The 17,102-nt window shown below is 38.3% G+C and carries 16 protein-coding genes; 11 read left to right on the forward strand and 5 right to left on the reverse strand.

Annotated elements, in window-relative coordinates; genetic code table 11:
- The first annotated feature begins 244 nt into the window (after positions 1 to 244).
- Positions 245 to 1,204, forward strand: coding sequence for an alpha/beta hydrolase (locus BMY62_RS14610; RefSeq protein ID WP_090661631.1), 960 nt, complete (start codon positions 245 to 247; stop codon positions 1,202 to 1,204).
- 553 nt (positions 1,205 to 1,757) lie between these two features.
- The gene (locus BMY62_RS14625) at positions 1,758 to 2,564 is read left to right on the forward strand and encodes an NADPH-dependent FMN reductase (protein WP_256207653.1); all 807 of its coding nucleotides are present in this window, start codon (positions 1,758 to 1,760) and stop codon (positions 2,562 to 2,564) included.
- Between the two features lie 116 nt (positions 2,565 to 2,680).
- On the opposite strand, the gene BMY62_RS14630 is transcribed toward BMY62_RS14625, so the two are convergent.
- From BMY62_RS14630 to BMY62_RS14645, 4 genes are all read right to left on the reverse strand, one after another.
- Positions 2,681 to 3,727 carry a tyrosine-type recombinase/integrase gene (locus tag BMY62_RS14630; RefSeq protein ID WP_256207654.1) on the reverse strand — a complete coding sequence of 349 codons (1,047 nt, stop codon included), beginning with the start codon at positions 3,725 to 3,727 and terminating at the stop codon, positions 2,681 to 2,683.
- Complete coding sequence (locus BMY62_RS16610; protein WP_143058834.1) at positions 3,646 to 3,993, reverse strand: helix-turn-helix domain-containing protein; 348 nt, start codon at positions 3,991 to 3,993, stop codon at positions 3,646 to 3,648. Before BMY62_RS16610 ends, BMY62_RS14630 begins: the two co-directional genes overlap by 82 nt.
- Positions 3,994 to 3,995: 2 nt before the next feature.
- Positions 3,996 to 5,375, reverse strand: coding sequence for a replication initiation factor (locus BMY62_RS14640; protein ID WP_090661645.1), 1,380 nt, complete (start codon positions 5,373 to 5,375; stop codon positions 3,996 to 3,998).
- Between the two features lie 102 nt (positions 5,376 to 5,477).
- Positions 5,478 to 6,314: a hypothetical protein gene (locus BMY62_RS14645; protein WP_090661648.1), complete on the reverse strand. Its 837-nt coding sequence runs from the start codon at positions 6,312 to 6,314 to the stop codon at positions 5,478 to 5,480.
- 415 nt (positions 6,315 to 6,729) lie between these two features.
- Between BMY62_RS14645 and BMY62_RS14650 the strand changes: the two genes are divergently transcribed.
- The 9 genes from BMY62_RS14650 to BMY62_RS14690 all read left to right on the forward strand — a co-directional run bounded on the left by BMY62_RS14650 (position 6,730) and on the right by BMY62_RS14690 (position 16,082).
- A complete protein-coding gene (locus BMY62_RS14650) occupies positions 6,730 to 7,857 on the forward strand; it encodes a DNA-methyltransferase (RefSeq protein WP_218142994.1) in 1,128 nt (375 codons plus the stop codon).
- Positions 7,858 to 7,862: 5 nt separating this feature from the next.
- Positions 7,863 to 8,714 (forward strand): NotI family restriction endonuclease, encoded by an 852-nt coding sequence (locus BMY62_RS14655; RefSeq protein ID WP_090661651.1) that lies wholly within the window; start codon positions 7,863 to 7,865, stop codon positions 8,712 to 8,714.
- Positions 8,715 to 8,814: 100 nt separating this feature from the next.
- Positions 8,815 to 9,795, forward strand: coding sequence for a DGQHR domain-containing protein (locus BMY62_RS14660; RefSeq protein WP_090661654.1), 981 nt, complete (start codon positions 8,815 to 8,817; stop codon positions 9,793 to 9,795).
- Positions 9,796 to 9,803: 8 nt separating this feature from the next.
- On the forward strand, positions 9,804 to 10,772 hold the full coding sequence (locus BMY62_RS14665; protein WP_090661656.1) for a hypothetical protein: 969 nt from the start codon (positions 9,804 to 9,806) through the stop codon (positions 10,770 to 10,772).
- Positions 10,773 to 10,909: 137 nt separating this feature from the next.
- Positions 10,910 to 11,602 (forward strand): hypothetical protein, encoded by a 693-nt coding sequence (locus BMY62_RS14670; protein ID WP_090661659.1) that lies wholly within the window; start codon positions 10,910 to 10,912, stop codon positions 11,600 to 11,602.
- Between the two features lie 17 nt (positions 11,603 to 11,619).
- A complete protein-coding gene (locus BMY62_RS14675; RefSeq protein WP_090661662.1) occupies positions 11,620 to 12,303 on the forward strand; it encodes an ABC transporter permease in 684 nt (227 codons plus the stop codon).
- Positions 12,304 to 12,306: 3 nt separating this feature from the next.
- Complete coding sequence (locus BMY62_RS14680; RefSeq protein WP_090661666.1) at positions 12,307 to 13,365, forward strand: ABC transporter substrate-binding protein; 1,059 nt, start codon at positions 12,307 to 12,309, stop codon at positions 13,363 to 13,365.
- Between the two features lie 60 nt (positions 13,366 to 13,425).
- Entirely contained in the window at positions 13,426 to 15,312 is a 1,887-nt protein-coding gene (locus tag BMY62_RS14685) for a hypothetical protein (protein WP_143058836.1), read from the forward strand.
- Between the two features lie 2 nt (positions 15,313 to 15,314).
- Positions 15,315 to 16,082 (forward strand): ATP-binding cassette domain-containing protein, encoded by a 768-nt coding sequence (locus tag BMY62_RS14690; RefSeq protein ID WP_090661672.1) that lies wholly within the window; start codon positions 15,315 to 15,317, stop codon positions 16,080 to 16,082.
- On the opposite strand, the gene BMY62_RS14695 is transcribed toward BMY62_RS14690, so the two are convergent.
- A complete protein-coding gene (locus BMY62_RS14695) occupies positions 15,994 to 16,734 on the reverse strand; it encodes a DUF4062 domain-containing protein (RefSeq protein WP_090661675.1) in 741 nt (246 codons plus the stop codon). The genes BMY62_RS14690 and BMY62_RS14695 overlap by 89 nt on opposite strands.
- Positions 16,735 to 17,102 lie beyond the last annotated feature (368 nt).

Raw genomic sequence — 17,102 nt, forward strand, 5'->3', positions numbered from 1 at the left:
ATTTTCAGCTAAATCCGTTGAAATATTTTCTGAGTCAGGGTAAATATAATCACGAACCGAAACCGAAAATCATTATTCGGCCTTAAATTATAAAAATCCCGTTATTTTTTTTGGTTCGTGCAATATTCGGGCTAGAGCATTCGACGATATCAAAGATGGTAATTCTTAATTGAGTTTTGCAAGAGAATCTAATGCGAAAAAATAATCAAATAATATTTATCCTTATAGATGTGGAGGAATTGCTATGTTGTTCGTTACCAACCGAGAGCCGCAAGGCTCTATACGTACAAAAGTAAATCGCAAGTTCAAGTTTGACTTGAAGATAAACGCGCCATCCAATTCGATATATTGTTGCGAGAGAATTGATAAGGATAACTATATTGAGTTAGGTTCTAAAGAATGGCTAGCCAGGCTTAGGGACAGCGATGCAAAGCAAATATTGTTTTTTATTCATGGTTTTTCGAATCTACCTGAACCACATATATTTCCACGAACACAAAAACTTCAAAAGTTCTTTGACGTCAAAGAAGAAAATCTAGTTAAGGTGGTCCCTGTAATATGGCCTTGCGATGATGACCCAGGAATCGTAAAGGACTATTGGGACGATCAGAAATCTGCAGATATGAGCGCATTTTCATTTGCCCGTGCGTTACAGTTTTTTATGAAATGGAGAGATGAAGAACCAGAGGATAACCCTTGCCTCAAACGCATAAATATACTTGCTCATTCGATGGGGAACAGAGTATTTAGAGAGACTCTTTCAGCATGGAATAAATATGACTTGGCAAACGGTGTGCCGCTTCTATTTAGAAATACTATTTTAATGGCTGCTGATATTGTTAATGAATCCCTAGAAGAAGGACAAGATGGTCGTTTAATAAGCCAGTCATCAAGAAACGTATCTGTGTACTATGCAACCGATGACCTTGCGTTAAGATCGAGCAAGATATCGAATTCGAAAAACAAAGTGGCCTCAAGAAGACTCGGTCATACCGGTCCAGAGAACATGAAAAAAACACAATCCAATGTTTTTGAAATTGACTGTGATAATTTTAATAATAGATATGATAAGCCTAAAGGCCATTCATATTTCTTGGACGATGAAAAGGGGAATATAGGCGTTGTATTTGATCACATCTTCAATTCAATAAAGACTGGCAGAGTGAAAGTTGATGACGAGCAAAACCGTCGACACATACTGTAGGCCATAATACGGTTCTATCGCAGCAAGTGTTTTTTATCCAGATTGCTCATTTGATTTTATCGAAAAAAATTGCTTAATGCAGCAGAGTACTTTTTACTGCTCGTGCAGATAGAGGTTCTTATAATTGTAGTGGAACCACTACTATCTCAGTATTCCAATATGTCAGTATACCTTTCGCCTCGTTTGAAACTTAAAAATTTGAAAGGCGAATTGAGAGGAGATGAAGCAAAAGAGCTATTCGAAAGAATTCAAGGAATCAGTAATCAAGAGGATGATGCCACCCAATCCGGTATCTGTTTCGCAATTGTGTAGTCATTAAATCTGAAAAAGTTTTTGCTGAAAATTTTCAGCACTTTGATGTGGTCAGTAACAGGAACCGGATTTAATTCCTGTCAATTTTTGCAGTCTGAAATGCTGGAACATATCGCTATTTTTTTTGGCAGAAAAAAAGATCCCAAAAATGACCAGCAGCCATTTTTTCAGATTCCATGCGCAAGCAGCCATCAGCAAGTTAATGCGATAACCCACTGTGCCTTTCAGATAATAGAAGTGGATGCGGTTACCTGAACACTGGAATGGGTATGTATCCGGATACACTTCTGTTACAGTCAACTATATAAATAAATTAAATATAATGCATTCATCAAACTTTTTAAAAGTTATCAAGGATGTAATTGGAATACCTATGAAATTTCTCGTTTTTCTTGGTACGGTACGAGATAGCACTCCGCCCAATCCTCCACGACTTGGCCTAAGAGTAGCAAAGGCTTGTGTGTCGTATTACAAAGAAGAGCCTTCTGCAGAGCTGATTGATCCATTGGATTTTGATATTGAACCAATATTCAAACCCTATTTTTCCTACTCTCGAACAAAGGCACCGTCCTGCCTGCAATCTTTGGCAGAAAAAATTAAAGCTGCTGACGGATATGTCATGGTGAGCCCTGAGTACAATCATTTCATGAGTCCGGCTTTGTCTCATTTACTCAATCATTTCGGAAGCTCTATTTTTTCTTATAAGCCCAGCGCGATTGTTACCTATTCAGCTGGGCAATGGGGTGGTGCAAGAGCTGCGGTTGGAATGCGTACTTTTCTATCGGAGCTTGGTTGTTTACCAGTTTCGGCTATGATTCATATTCCCAAAGCACATGAAGTACTAGCTGATGACGGTTCCTTTCTTGAAAATGTAGATTCTGAAGAATGGGCTAACTATTTTGGCAGAACTTTCACTCAACTCAAGTGGTGGGCATCAGCAGCCAGAAACCATAAACACGAAAGCGATCCCCATACACTAATACGATCATTCAAAAGAGACCCATCACAAAGAAATACTCCTTCGAATCATCTAGATGAAAAAACTTAGCAGCAGAGATATGCACAAGGATAAATTCCATGGAACTGTATGATCGGTATTGAGTGCATGGGTTTTTGGGATAAACTGCCGACTGTTAATCCGCAGGTCCCAGGTTCGAGCCCTGGTCAGGGAGCCAGCATATTCAATGGCTTATCTGACTTATCCTGTTCGTCTGCGTGCTTAACGTGACATAAACGTGACAACGGTATCACCTTGCTGTCACGGGTCGACTCAATTCTGGATGCAGCAAACGCCAGATTCTCGGTTGCAAACTTGGCGTAACGGTCCACCATATTGCGCGACTTCCAGCCGCCCAGGTCTTTCAGTTCATCGCAGCTGGTGCCAGCCTGCCGGTGCCATGAAGCCCAGGTATGCCGTAAATCATGAAAGCGGAAATCTTCAATCCCTGCTTTTTTAATCGCGTTGGTCCAGGCCGTATTGGTTAAGTCCCAACGGATCGGGTTGCCACGATACGTAAAACAGTATTGCTCATGCTTTCCGCTTTGTTCTTGCAATACGGTGATTGCATCCTTATTCAACGGAACGCCTCTCGGTGTGCCATTCTTTGTTTGATTCAGCCATGCTGTGCATCGATTCAAATCGACGCGGTTCCACTCCAGTCCGGTAATTTCCCGCGCCCGGCAACCCGTTGCCAAAGCAAAACGGATTAATGCCGCCAAATGTTCCGGTGCAGCATCAATCAGCCGGTCCGCTTCTTCACGGCTTAACCAGCGGTCGCGTTCCACTTCACCCGGCAACAGCCGGATTTTGGGAATGCTGTCGATCCATTGCCATTCATCACGTGCTATTTTCAGCAGATTACGAATCAAGGCCAGATAACGGTTCACAGTAGCCGGTGTATTGCCTTGCTTGAGCCTTTCCTGTACCACAAACCAGATCATGTCGCCATTGATCTGATTCAACGTCAGCGTTCCCAAATAAGGGTCCAGCATCCGGCAAATCCGTTGTACATCCCGGTAGCTTTTCAAGCTCGCTTTAACTGCGAGATACCTTATCACGGCTTCCTGCCAGGTGCGCTGCGGCTTAATGCCGAAATGATGTTCCCTAAACGCTTCCAGCCGGATTTTGGCTAGCAGTGCTTCGGCATCCTGACGGTGGGTAGTCCCAGCGCTTTGGCGTATTCTTTTGCCGTTCGGGAGCGTTGTGGCAATCCACCAGAAACGGGAATCTTTTCTGCGGTAGACGCCTTCTTGTGTTTGGGCCATATATGTTCCTCCTTAGCCCGCCCATGCTCGCGCTGCTTATAATCCTCTATCCAGGCATCCAGGTCAACCCTGTCATACAGAGTACGGCGGCCCAGCTTGATGGCAGGAATGTCCAATTCACTGAACAGTGTGACGCCGATACCGAGGTAGGCCGCAGCTTCCTTCTTGGACAAAAAACGCACCGCAGGCAGTGGCAGGCTAACGTTATCCATGGTTAACTGCCTTCTGACTGTTTGCGGTAGGCGCTGGCGAGTTGATCGAGCCGGGCTTGTTCATCGGCCTTTGTTTTGCTTAGCAGGGAATTGTATTGACGCGCTTTAATCGCGACCTTCTCCTGCACGTAATCAGCAAAGCTTAATCCCAGGCCAAAGCTTTTGCGTTCATGATAATCCTGTAACGCACACTTAAACGCATGCATGCCATCGTTAAAATCCACGATACCTTCACGTGCCATGAATGAAATCAACGTGCTGAAACCATGCGTGTATAGCCAGTCATCACCGGGAACCCGTGCATTGCTGAAACGCGACGATAACGGGCCGCCATCGGTTTCCCAATCGATGGAAGATAGATAGCCCCATAAGGGATGAATTGGCCAGCGGGAGCGGGTTTGATCGTCCGGGTTAGGCAAGGTTAAGCGCAGCCATTCCGTTGTAGCATAACTCCACAGGCCGTTCAGGTTATCCAGCACTTCGGTGAGTTTGCCGAGCCCTTTTTGCGTCAATACTTCGCGTTTTAACTGAAATTCCAGCCGCCAGACTTTATCTTCACCATTCCAGCCCGTTCTTTTCCACAATTCATGCAGGTAAAGTTTTTGCGACTTTTTGTTGATTTCCAGGGTTTTGTCATACAGGCGGCAACTGATCACGCCACCCGAACCGATAGTCCAGCCGGAGAATGCCCGGTCAACCGAATAGGCGTTAATTGCGGAGGCACGCGTCACCCAGGCATGACGGTTCCAGCTTTCCATATTCTCGGGGCTGACGAAATCGGCAAACAAGTCAATGCGGCTGACATTGGCGGATTCGTGAATAGTGCCCATTTGCTCCAGAATCACGCGCAGGGCGTTTTCTGCGGCCAGGGGTGTCCTGTAGGTCAAATACTCGCTGGATAGTTGTACATACGCAAATGGAAGCGTGCGGCTGCGGGATAGGTGAATATGAAACGCGTTATCCTGCAGACGATACAGAAAGAAGCCTTTGCCCTTGTCCTTGACTTCAAAAATATGGTCATCAACCGGATACTGGGCCAGTATCTTTTGATGCGGTTCAGGTGATTGTGCGATTTGCTTCAGTTCTTTTAATTCCTCATCAACGTCAGCAAATATTTCACCGGGATAAGACAAATACAGACTGTCAACCCCAAACCTTAACAGCTTAAAATACTCAGGATTGCAGTTATTAGGTACTGTGTTACTAGGCGGCGTACCCTGAGCGGATGATTCAGACTGATGCACTGCATCCGTCAAATCCTGTTCCACTTCGCCATCACGCCGCACCGCCTCACTTGCGCTCGTTGTGCGGCATGCTTGCTCAGCGGACTGATTTTGCTTTGATTTTACTACATCAGGTGAAATACTGATTTCCTTGTTCATGATATACCTCTAATCCATGGCGGCCATGCAAAATGCTTGCCGCAACGGATAGAGATTTTGTATATCAATTCAAGATTTGTATTCCACCCAAAAATCGAATTTTTAGGTGGTTGCACATTGCTTCATATAAGTATCTGCAAATTTGCGCAACGCTTTGTCAACACCGCCGCCCTTGGCGTTTGATGTATAGAGCTTTAGCTCCTCAACGAACAGGTGGTGCAGCTGCGAATCAGTTAAACGCGTGGCGCCAGCCTCATGCAAAACTTTGAAGACCAGACGCATTTTTTGAAAATTAGCTTGCCTTAGTTTTTCCTTTTTGCCAGTGGTGGCGGCTTTCAGTTTTGCAAAAAACCGCTTGTCTTGCAAGCGAGTAGCTGTGCTGATCTTGTCCACAACTGATGGACAACCTATAACTGAAGTGTCAATTTTGATGGCATCAAATAGGGCTTTAAAATCACCGTCTCGGGCACGACCAATTAACTCATTCAAATAGCAACCGTGATATAACAGACAAAACAGTGAATACTGCATTGCAACAAAGGCAGCACTAACCATTGGAAGATAGGGCCGTATCGCTTCTATATCCTCTTTTGTGGGATCGGAGCGTGCTCTAAAATGTTCATTCACTTGCTCGAATAAATCCGGCAACGCTCCGATATTGCCGGGTGTATCCGCCATTTGTTTTAGATAGTCTATGATTTGATCTGGTTTAACAACTCCTGTGAGCGTGCTTAAAAGAATCAAAACAAGATCATCTGCCTGAAATTCATATAAATAACACCAGCTATATTCGCTATCTTCTTGTTCAAGAAACTGGTCGCTGAAATCGTTTATCGAGTTTTTAGTTTCATCAATACCCGCTTCAATCAGTGGCCACAACTCGAGAAATGCGCGTAAATTTTGGGCTTTTATGCCTTTGGCATACTGGGTTTCATTCATAGATTATCGCCGTAAGAAAAATTTTGATATCAATCAGAAGCGCTGGTTAAAGCTTTTGCTAAAACTTCTGATGGTTATTGAATTTACGGCAAGATTTTCAAGAATTGAATGTTGTATCAGTTAGGCACAAAAGCTGCGCTCTTGTGCAATGTAGGATTCACAGACTGGCTATGCCAGACTGTGATGGCGGTTGACAAGATCGTTATAGTATTCCTATTCATTGCATGAACATTTAATGTTAAAGGAACACGTCAATACAAATAATCAGTAACAGCAGCGTTTTAACTAAGAATATGCGTTGATAGTACACACTAATACAGTATGATTAATTACTGATTTGTATACTGTTAGAATACAACTGTGAACATTAAGCAAAATAGTATAGATTTGTAAATTAAAGACAGAGCAAAAAAGTATGAAGTTAAGTCAAGCAGAAATGACAAATAGATCAATCACAATTCAATCACAAAATAATACAGTTGATTCTAATAGGATCATTAACAAACAATTTAAAAAAGCATTTGACATTTTTCAAAAAGAAATACATACGCAGCCACTATTACTTCACGGCAACGCAATTGATTTATTGAACCAACTGCCAGATTCATCTGTTGACTGCGTTTTAACCTCACCACCTTATTGGGGTAAACGAGAATACGAAAATGGTGGTATTGGATTAGAAAAGGATTATCGCGACTATATATCGAACTTGTCAGTTATTTTCCTAGAACTAAAACGTGTATTAAAACCCGAAGGTTCTTTCTGGCTCAATATAGGTGACAGCTTCAACGATAAAAGTTTAATAGGAATACCTTGGCGCATAGCTTTTGAATTAACTGATCATCAGAATTGGATACTACGTAACAGCGTAATATGGAATAAGCTAAAAGGCGGCATGGATAATAGTAAAGACCGTCTTGGCAGTGTACATGAGAACATATTCCATTTTGTAAAAAAAGCCAAGGGATACTATTTCGATGCTGATGCCATCCGTTCTAAGCCACGTAAATCAAAAATCGTTAACGGAGCAATCGTATCAGCTACAGGCGTATCAGGTGTTCGTTATAAAAGACAAATCGAGTTATCGACTTCATTGTCAGATTCTGAAAAAGTAACAGCTATGGCTGCTCTTGAGAAGATGTTAAATGATATACGATTGGGACATATTTCTGATTTTAGAATGGTTATTCGTGGCCAACAACGTACTACACATTCTGATAGCGAAAAAATATCTGGTCGTGCTAAAGAATTGCGGGATAAAGGATTTTATTTCTTAAAATACCATCCCAATGGATGTAAACCAAATGATGTATGGGATATTCTTCCGGAAGATACGCAAAACCGAAAAATTCACTTCTCGCCTTTTCCGGTTGAGCTTTGCTTCATTCCATTACTCGCAACTTGCCCCAAGGGGGGGACAGTACTCGATCCATTCTGTGGTACTGGTACAACTTTAGTTGCAGCACGCAGTCTTGGTCGAAAATCTATCGGTATAGATATATCCAGTGACTACCTAGAGCTTGCAAAAGAAAGGCTTGCTTAACCATTATGAATAAAGTGGTTGAGCTATTCAGCAAGTCGGCATTACAGCAAGAAACAAACTGGCAAAAAACCATCGCTGAACAACGATGTACTTACACAAACAGAAAATGCTACAAAATACGAAAAAGCGATCCAGATGTATCTATTGGTACATGTACAGTCCTTTACGGCAAAAAACTAGAACCAATTATCATTTGTCCAAAAAGACTACTTGAACGCCGGCAGATTTTTACGGATAGCCTTCACTTGTTATCTACACACGAACCTGGAAACGAATTGCATATTGTCTCAGAAGTCTCAATTCCTGGTGGTAGTGTTGACTATGTCCTAGTATCCACAAAAGACAATAAAATAAAAGACTTTGTTGGTATTGAGTTACAAACATTAGATACTACGGGAACCGTTTGGCCTGAACGCCAAAGACTCCTGAAAGAACTTGGCATCCTTCGAAAAGATAATAGTGAGGGGTCTAACAAGTCATTTGGTATGAATTGGAAAATGACGGCAAAAACAATCTTAGTTCAGATGCATCATAAAATACATACTTTTGAGCATGTCAATAAAAAATTGGTACTTGTAACACAAGATAAGTTGCTGGATTACATGAAAAGAGAATTTAATTTTTCACATATGCGTAACCCAGCAAGTATTGGTGATGCAATGCATTTGCACGCCTATCAAGTGGATAAGCAAGCAGACAAATCTTACAAACTAAAATTACAATCCCGTTTAAGCACTAGCTCTGATGGAATAGAACTTTGCTTAGGTCTCCAAACCGAAGCAAGAATTGAATTAAATCAAATTATTTCAGAATTACAGGCAAAAATTTCTTCAGCTACATTATTTGTACCAGTCTAATCAGAATGCAAAAATCAAGTAAATAATTATTTATACCCACTGAAAAGTATCGCTTTTTGGATCATTTGATTGCAAATCACATTTGCCTTGGATATGTTATATGAAAGAAAAAAAATATGAAGAAGTAAGCGCTACATTTAGTTTGATTACTCAAAACAGATACAAGTTTTACAGCTTAACGTTATTATCTGATGTGCTTAGCAATACATGTTTTGCTACCACTAGAGATGAAGACCCAGAAACTGGATTCCAGCGTGTTTTAGATAAAAAAAGAGCTGAAGAAATTGCAAACTATGTTGATAGTGGATTCGGAACTATACCAAATGCGATCATCCTATCAGCGCAACAAGATGCAATGCTGGAAATCAAAAAGGGAGGTCGGTCTTTAGTCTTCCAAAAACACCCTAAAGCCTTTCTTATTTTAGATGGACAGCATCGAGTTTGGGGGTATAAGCTAGCAGTAAGTCATTTGCGTGTTCCAGTAATAATTTATCGGGGACTAACACGCAAAGAGGAAACTAGGCTCTTTATTGATATCAACACCAAACAAAAACCTGTGCCAAGTGAACTTTTGCTTGATATCAAACACTTGGCCGATATTGAAAAAGACAATGACGCTTTATTGAGAGAATTATTTGATGAATTTCATAGAAATCCAGAAAGTATACTGAATGGTTTGCTCTCGCCACATGAAAAGGCAAAAGGCAAGCTTTCTCGTACTTCATTCTATAGTAGTTTTTCAATTATCAGTGATAACATTTTACTTGGTAGGGATATTGATGAACTATATAACATCTTTAATTCTTATTTAATTGCATTATACAAAGGACTAAAAAAAATTGGCGCAGAAGAATTTCTTGTAACTCCAACTGTATTTAAAGCGTTTATCACGTTTTTCCCGAATGTCGCATCAAAGGTTAAAGATAGATTTTCTGGAGAATATGAAGTTGATCATTTCGTAGAAGTACTAGAACCAGTTTTTGAAAAACTAACGAGAAACCAAATCTCAGCAAAGAAAAATTCATACAAGACAATTCTGGATTTATTAATCAGCTATCTAACAAAGTCATTCTCTTTATAAAATCTTAGATGTCTATTGTTGCCGATACTCTTCGTCCCTTTTGGTTGAATGGTATTAATAATGTTTCTGGTAGGCACGCGACATCCTTCAAATCATGGTTAGCTGGAGGTGAGTATTTTTTCCAAGGAATTGATTCTGACAATAACTTAGCCTTTACTCCAGTCGACCATGCTCTAATGATGAAGTCAATCGCCCATGACATTAATCGAATGACGATGGCCGCAATTGAAACAGCGCATGGAATTCCCAACCCAAATGAGCTGCAAGATTCTACAGCTTGGCCTTTAATTCGTTGTTATTACGCCGCATTCTTTGCGTGTCACGCTATTTGTAGAATATTTTCAATCAGTGTTACACAAATTGATGCTGCGCAATCTACTGAGGTCAATAAAGTTATTAGCTCATCAGGTTGGAGTGGTGCTCCTGCAAAGATAAATACAGAGTTATATAAGATGCAAATAGATAGTAAAAATAAAATATTTTTAATTTCAAAGCTAGGAAAAAGCTCCCATGAAAAAACATGGAGTCAGTTTGGCGAAATATTAGAAAGCTTGGAAGATAAGCTTTTACTTAACAGTCGCTTAGGCACAACTCATGACAACCAGACTGTTGCGATGTTATTAAGAGATATTCGCCAAATTATTCAATATGATAGGTTTAAGAAACACTCTAATTGGCTTTCTCACATTCGCAATAAATTAAATTATCACCATGAGTATGGAGCATGGTACCCACATGATAACTCATCACAATATCGAAATGAGTTAAACGAGTGCATTAAGAATTGGAAAAAAGATCCTTTTGATATCCATAAATTTGATGAAAGTCATACTATTACGAAATTCACAAAGGGTTGTTCTTTAATTCTCTCCTTAATGCATGAAATGATACAAGAACTGGCAAAAAGAAACAGTGAAAATAATTCATTCTTAGAGCATGGAGCATTCGATCTCTTATCAAAAGACCATACCAATTAGGGACTGCTCAGACTACCTTCATAAATATTTGATAGTGTAATATGAATACTTATTTAAAGTAAATTATTAAGTTTAAACAAGGGGATACTCTAATTTTGTGAATATACAATTTGCATACATGATGACGCTTTAAATTTATGAAAAATATGAATGAAAAATTTTTTAGCAAAGCAATGAAACTTTTTTATCTGAAAGGAATTCCAGATCCTGAATCTAGTGTCGGATATTTAGATGCGAGATTTCACAAGGAAAATGCACAAACTTTATTAAAAAGCAAAAAATTAGTTGAAATTCACATCCATTTCCCCTCAGAATTCATAAGCAATGAAGTTCTTGCTGAACTCTGCCGTTGCTTCAACTTTAGTCTAACGTTGTTTAGGCATAAAAATGCCACAAAAATTAATGGTGTTATATTAGAAGAGCTTATTTCATCGCACTTTACCTGGAGCACAGAAGAATCAATTGTGAGTTGCATTGAATCAATTAGCAGGATATTTGATAAGCTAGGACTGCATTTTCAGAGAATTAGAGCTGAAATACCGCTAAAAAAATGTTTCTTACCTGAACCAGGAGATCTAATTGAGACGCACATTCAAATTTCAAGAGATAGCTGGGATAATATTAGTAATTTTTTTTCCAAAAAGGATTTGGAAGTATATCTCTTAAGCTCAAGTATTAATTGTCCAGTGAAGGTTAAATCAAAGACGCTCTACTACATAACTTCGAATTCTAAATACAATCACACTGAGATTTTTAACCGGCTTAAGAATAAATGCAATCCAATTTCCATTCAAAGAGAATTGGTTCTTTATGATTCTTTTTCTCTTTGATATAAAGGATAAATACTATGCAGCATGAGCATTCTTCAGTATTTCCGTCAATATTTTCTATTATTCATTGGGCTGATGAACATAGTTCCTATATCCTTTCGAATGTACTTTTTACGAGTAAAGTTGCTTTCTGCGGTGGTTTAGTTGCCATAGTAATTGCGGTTTCTCTGAGTTCTACTTGCTCTCTTTTTCCACGTGTTCTCTTACTCGTCAAAGGACTTAGTGTGGTCACACAAACCTTACCAATTATTGCCGTAGCACCAATTCTAATAGTAATTTTTGGCCAAGGTTTCTTGATTCAAGTATTGATTAGCGCTCTTATTGCGTTTTTTCCTCTACTTTTTACAACATCAAATGCAGTCTCACTAAAATATAATCAAACAAGTGAATTGGTACGCGCTTTGGCATTATCCTCAAAGAAAAAATTTAGGTATATAACAATTCCAGGGGTGCAATTGGGAGTTGCCGAAGGTATCACTACTACAGCAACTCTTTGCATAGTTGGTGCCATAATAGGTGAATTCGTAAGCCCTAATGAATCTGGCATAGGTGCCGCCATGCTAAGGGCAATGAAAGCATACAATTTTGAAGCCCTATTTGCTTGGTTTCTAGCTGCAATGTTTATTGGGCTACTAGCATACTTAATCAGTTTTTTTATTTCAAAATATCTATTGTATTTAGTTTATACCAAATGTGAGTGATTTATGAAAATCAACGGAAGTTTAAATTATATCAAATTGCTGTTGCTGTTAACCGGATTTCTCATAGCCTCATGTGATAATGAAAGTAGATCGCGTGGCGAATATACCGATGTCAAACTAAACATTGATTGGATAGCAGGCCCAGATTATATTGGTCTATATATCGCAGATGAACTTGGGTACTTTGAGAAAAAACATATTGATTTAACAATTATCCAAGGTAACGGAGCCGAAACATCTGCTCTTCAGTTGGTTGAAGGTGGGATTGATATTGGCACAACGACTGTTGATGCATTATTAAGGCTTGTAAGAAATCGTGATATTCCAGAAACTTCATATCCGAAGATTATCAGCGTAATTTTTCCAACCAATCCAGTAGTCCTGATATCACCCTATCATGAACCTATGAGAGAAATACCGTCATTAGATTCAGATGAATCTAGATGTCCACGGTTAGCTGAAAACAATATCAGTATTGAAGGCTGTTATCGAATAGGGTTTAGTGATACTACTTCAGTAACATATGCTCAATTCAATTATCTATTGGATCAAATCAAAAACCCTGCAGTAACACTTGTTCAAGTAAGCTGGGATGGCCCAAGAAGACTTTCAAATGGAGACATAGATGCAGTTCTCGGATATGCGACAGATATTCCACCAGAGTTAGCTTCAATTGGATATAAATACACACTGGTACCGTTAAGTAAATTAGGAATTAATGTAGCTGGTCAAGTTTTAGCTTTTTCGGCAAAAACAAATCTAACGGATGAAACAATAAAAAGTGTAAATGAGGCTGTGATACAGGGGTGGGAGTATACAAAACGGAAGACACCGCAAGCAGCGCGTCTTTTTGTAAGCAGATTTCCAGAGTTCGAATATGAGAAAACACTAAATGCAATTGAGGAAACTTTAGACTACTTACCGGTAAATTATCATAAGGCGCCATCTAACGCCTATTCAAGTGATGAAACCATATTAGAAGCTTTACAAAGAACCGACAAGTACATAACAAAAAGCACTAAGAATATGAAACAAATCAACTATGAGAACTTTATCCCTTAAGTATCCATGGTTAATAACTTTGTAAATAGCTATATTGGAGGAGTGCTATTTAGTGTCCTCATGGCTATTGGAATACAGGGCGCAATAACAAATTTTTTAAAAGCCGAGCACTTTGATAAAAACCAAGCAGAATTAATCGTATTTTCCGTAAAAAAATCTTATGAGAAAGCTTATATAGAACATTCTGAATTATCAAAAAATAATATTCTTACCGGCTTCCTAGAAAAGAATGAAATAGAGGAAGAAATTGTAGAGAATGTATTTGTAGAGAATGTGCCACAGAATTTTAATAGTATAGATGAAGTGATTAGTTATCTTTCTCCACCTGAATCTTTTTTCTTAAAGCGAATAACAAATCAATTAGAAAATTACAGTATCGAAAGATTACGAAGTTTAGCCGTTAATGGTTTTAATATAAAAAATACTGATGGATTGAAAAAATCGGATTTGGTAAAGAAAATAAGAAATAAATTCAATAATATATCAGAGCAAACCAGGCCAACAATGTATGAATTCGCGAAATCAGTTCGCGAACAACTGGAAACTGAAAGATATCATAGATTGGCACTATCATTCTTGCTATTTATTTTTTTTATTACTCAACCATTTCATTTATATCAAACAATTAAATACGATTCACATAACCTCAACATTCTGGCGACAGAAATTACCAGAACCAATACAGAAGCATTGCAAAACTTAAGATATAGTGAGCGATTTAACTCATTTGCAACTCCAATTTTGGTTATAAATACCAGCATGTTGCCTGCCTTAGGCTGGTCATTAGAATATGATACTTCTTTCTTTTTCATAGCATTATTTTTTTATATTATTTCGTGGCTGGCCTACGATTCACTGAAATATTTTAGCTCCAAGAAACTTGCAGAAAGTCTGTTCATAGGCACAATTAAGCCTATTGAGTCAAATAATGATTTGTTTGAAATTAGTAAGATTAGACAACATGACTGGTTACGAGTAGACATATTTCTTTTTGTTCTTTTTCTAATAATTTCTATCTGTAAATATAATGATTATATAAACTTTTCATCACTTTGGTACGACATAGCTGCGATATTCTCTGTCGTTATCTGTTCGTTTGGAATGGCTAGTAAGTATTTTTCCGTATCATCATTACCAAAAACCGATCAGCAAGAGAGTCAATTCAGAGTTCCCTTCGATGCAAAATATAAAAATAGCCTTAAACACTTTGAAAACAACTCAGATGAGATCCAGAGAAATGCCGAGCTATTTGCAGCAATCATTCAAGGTATATCTAGAACAAAAAGGGGGGATAAAGTTAGGTGGCTGGATATTGGCAGCGGAAACGGAAAAAAGATCAAAAAAGTTTTGTCAATTATTAATTCTATGCATTCAGTAAATTTGGAGATTGTGTGTATAGAGCCCAACTACAAACATAATAGAATTTGTCTATCAAGAAAAGTTAAGACTATTATTCGGGAGGAATGGCCTTTTGCTCTTGATAGACTTAAAACAGAAGCTAAGTGTTTTGATTTTGTTAGCTTTACTCACTGTATTTATCATCTTCCTATAGATCAGCATTCAAGAATTACTGATTTCTATAAACTAAGCTCGTTTACAAATGAAAAATCTGTTGTGGCGATAACTGTTGAAGTTCAAAAGTCTGTATTCGTTCAATTGAAACAAATTTTTGGTAGACTTATCAACTACGAGAAAATAATTTTAAATACAATTAAAAGATCAGATTGGGAACTCTTATTGAATATATCAAGTAAGCAACTATATAAACCGGATATGGAAAATTACTTCCCTTACTTTTTATTTGAAAGTAACACTACCTCACCTGATGTAATAACAGAAAATCTTAATCTTAAAAAGAACATTATCAATCGTGTCCAAAGTAATCTTGATGATAAGGGCAAGATTAGAGTAGATGATGAAACCTATCTACTGTTTAGAAGAGCCTAAATATGATTCTTGAAATTAAGAATTTCAGTTTATGTATTAAAAATAAAAAAAGGACCAAATTGATTGGTTCTTTTAACCTAGATTTGGCACAGGGGGAGGTTGTCTCAGTATTGGGTTTATCGGGAGTGGGAAAGTCGGCGCTAACTACACATATTTTCGGACTCAATGACAATTTTGAAAGTGAAGGAATAATAAATTGGAAGAAAACTGATAAAAATTGTAGCAAGAATATAGCATCAGGCTATGTATCCCAGACTGACCCTATTTTTCCATGGTTCTCGGTTAGTGATTTTGTTTCAATGTGTGCACACGATGACCCATCTAAAATAACGGCAATAAAGGAAACAATGAGTGACTTCCATGTTTCTTATGAAACTTTTGGTAATAAAAAGGCAGGAAGATTATCTGGCGGAGAAAGGGGACGTATTTCCCTTGCAGCCGCCATCCATTGCACCGACTATCGCTTGCTGCTGGATGAACCCTTTTCTCATATAGATGAAATCCGGAAAAATGAATATATAGAAGTTTTCAAAAAGATACAAAATCAAAGGCAACTAACGACGTTTATCGTTACTCATTCTAGTAAAGAAGCGGGTTACTTATCCGACAAAATAGTTTTACTAAGAGGACCTGATTCCACTGATCACAAAATCATTGATGGATATGCAAAGCAATTTGAGTCTATGCCTGCATTCTGTGAATCCTCACTGAGGCGCTTAGATATTGAGATATCAAACTTTTTTCAAATAAGGAAAGAGCTAAATCTTTGAGATATGAATTTTTAGAAATTATTAATCCTATAAATCTTTCTTTAAATGCATATTTTTTTAATAGAACATTTTTTGAGAAATGTGAAGACTCTTTACAATTAGTTTCAGGATCATCAATAAATTTTCGTAGATTAGCTATCGCCTGTATTGAGTATTCTTTAAATTCTTCTAATGTTTCAAAGACACTGTAAACACGCTTTATCTTAGAAGTTTCACTATATTGTTCTGACTTTTTTCTAAAAGTATTAAGTTTCTCAATTTTTTCTGGATCGGTTTCTATATCATCAATTGTTAGTAGATGCTTTCTACCCATATAAAAAACAAGTATTGGACGATTCAAACGATTTGCTTCATCAAATTCTAGTTCGGTTATAGAGAGTCTATCTGGATTACGTTTACTATCTTCTGGTATTTGGCCATATTTTCGACTGATAAGACAGATGTACGCAAATGAATTTTGCACCATCTGTAGCGATGACTCAAGCATATCAACATCAGGTTTAGCTGAGTCATTTTCCATGGCTACTGACTTGAACCCTTGTCTATCTATTGCCCTCATAAGTATCTTTCTGTGTTCCTTGAGATCAGAAAAAGTACTTGAAACCATAATTCCCTTATAATTGACGGGTGTATGCATCTTTTTTTCTTTCATTCAATTATGCTCTAACTATCTATCTTCAAACCAATTTGGATAAAAATGTTGATTTTCTTTCATGCTGGATAGTAATGCATATTCCGGCCCAACCTGAACAGCTATTCTGGCCCAACGTGAACAAGTATTCTGGTTGAACGTGAACAGCCATTCCGGTTGAAGCTGAACATTTTTGCTGATTTTCCGGAATTGGCGTTCAACATGCCGGAATGGCTGTTCAACATGACCGGAATTTTTTCAACGCATTGTTTTTAATTTAGTTTGCTAAGCTGTCTGCCTTTTGGGGGGCAGACATTGGCAGCCAAGAGGATAACAATGCGCAATATCAGAGAAGTTTTACGCTTGCGACTGGGCGCCAGGTTGAAATA

The organism is Nitrosomonas marina (genome assembly GCF_900111605.1).
Classification (GTDB): domain Bacteria; phylum Pseudomonadota; class Gammaproteobacteria; order Burkholderiales; family Nitrosomonadaceae; genus Nitrosomonas; species Nitrosomonas marina_A.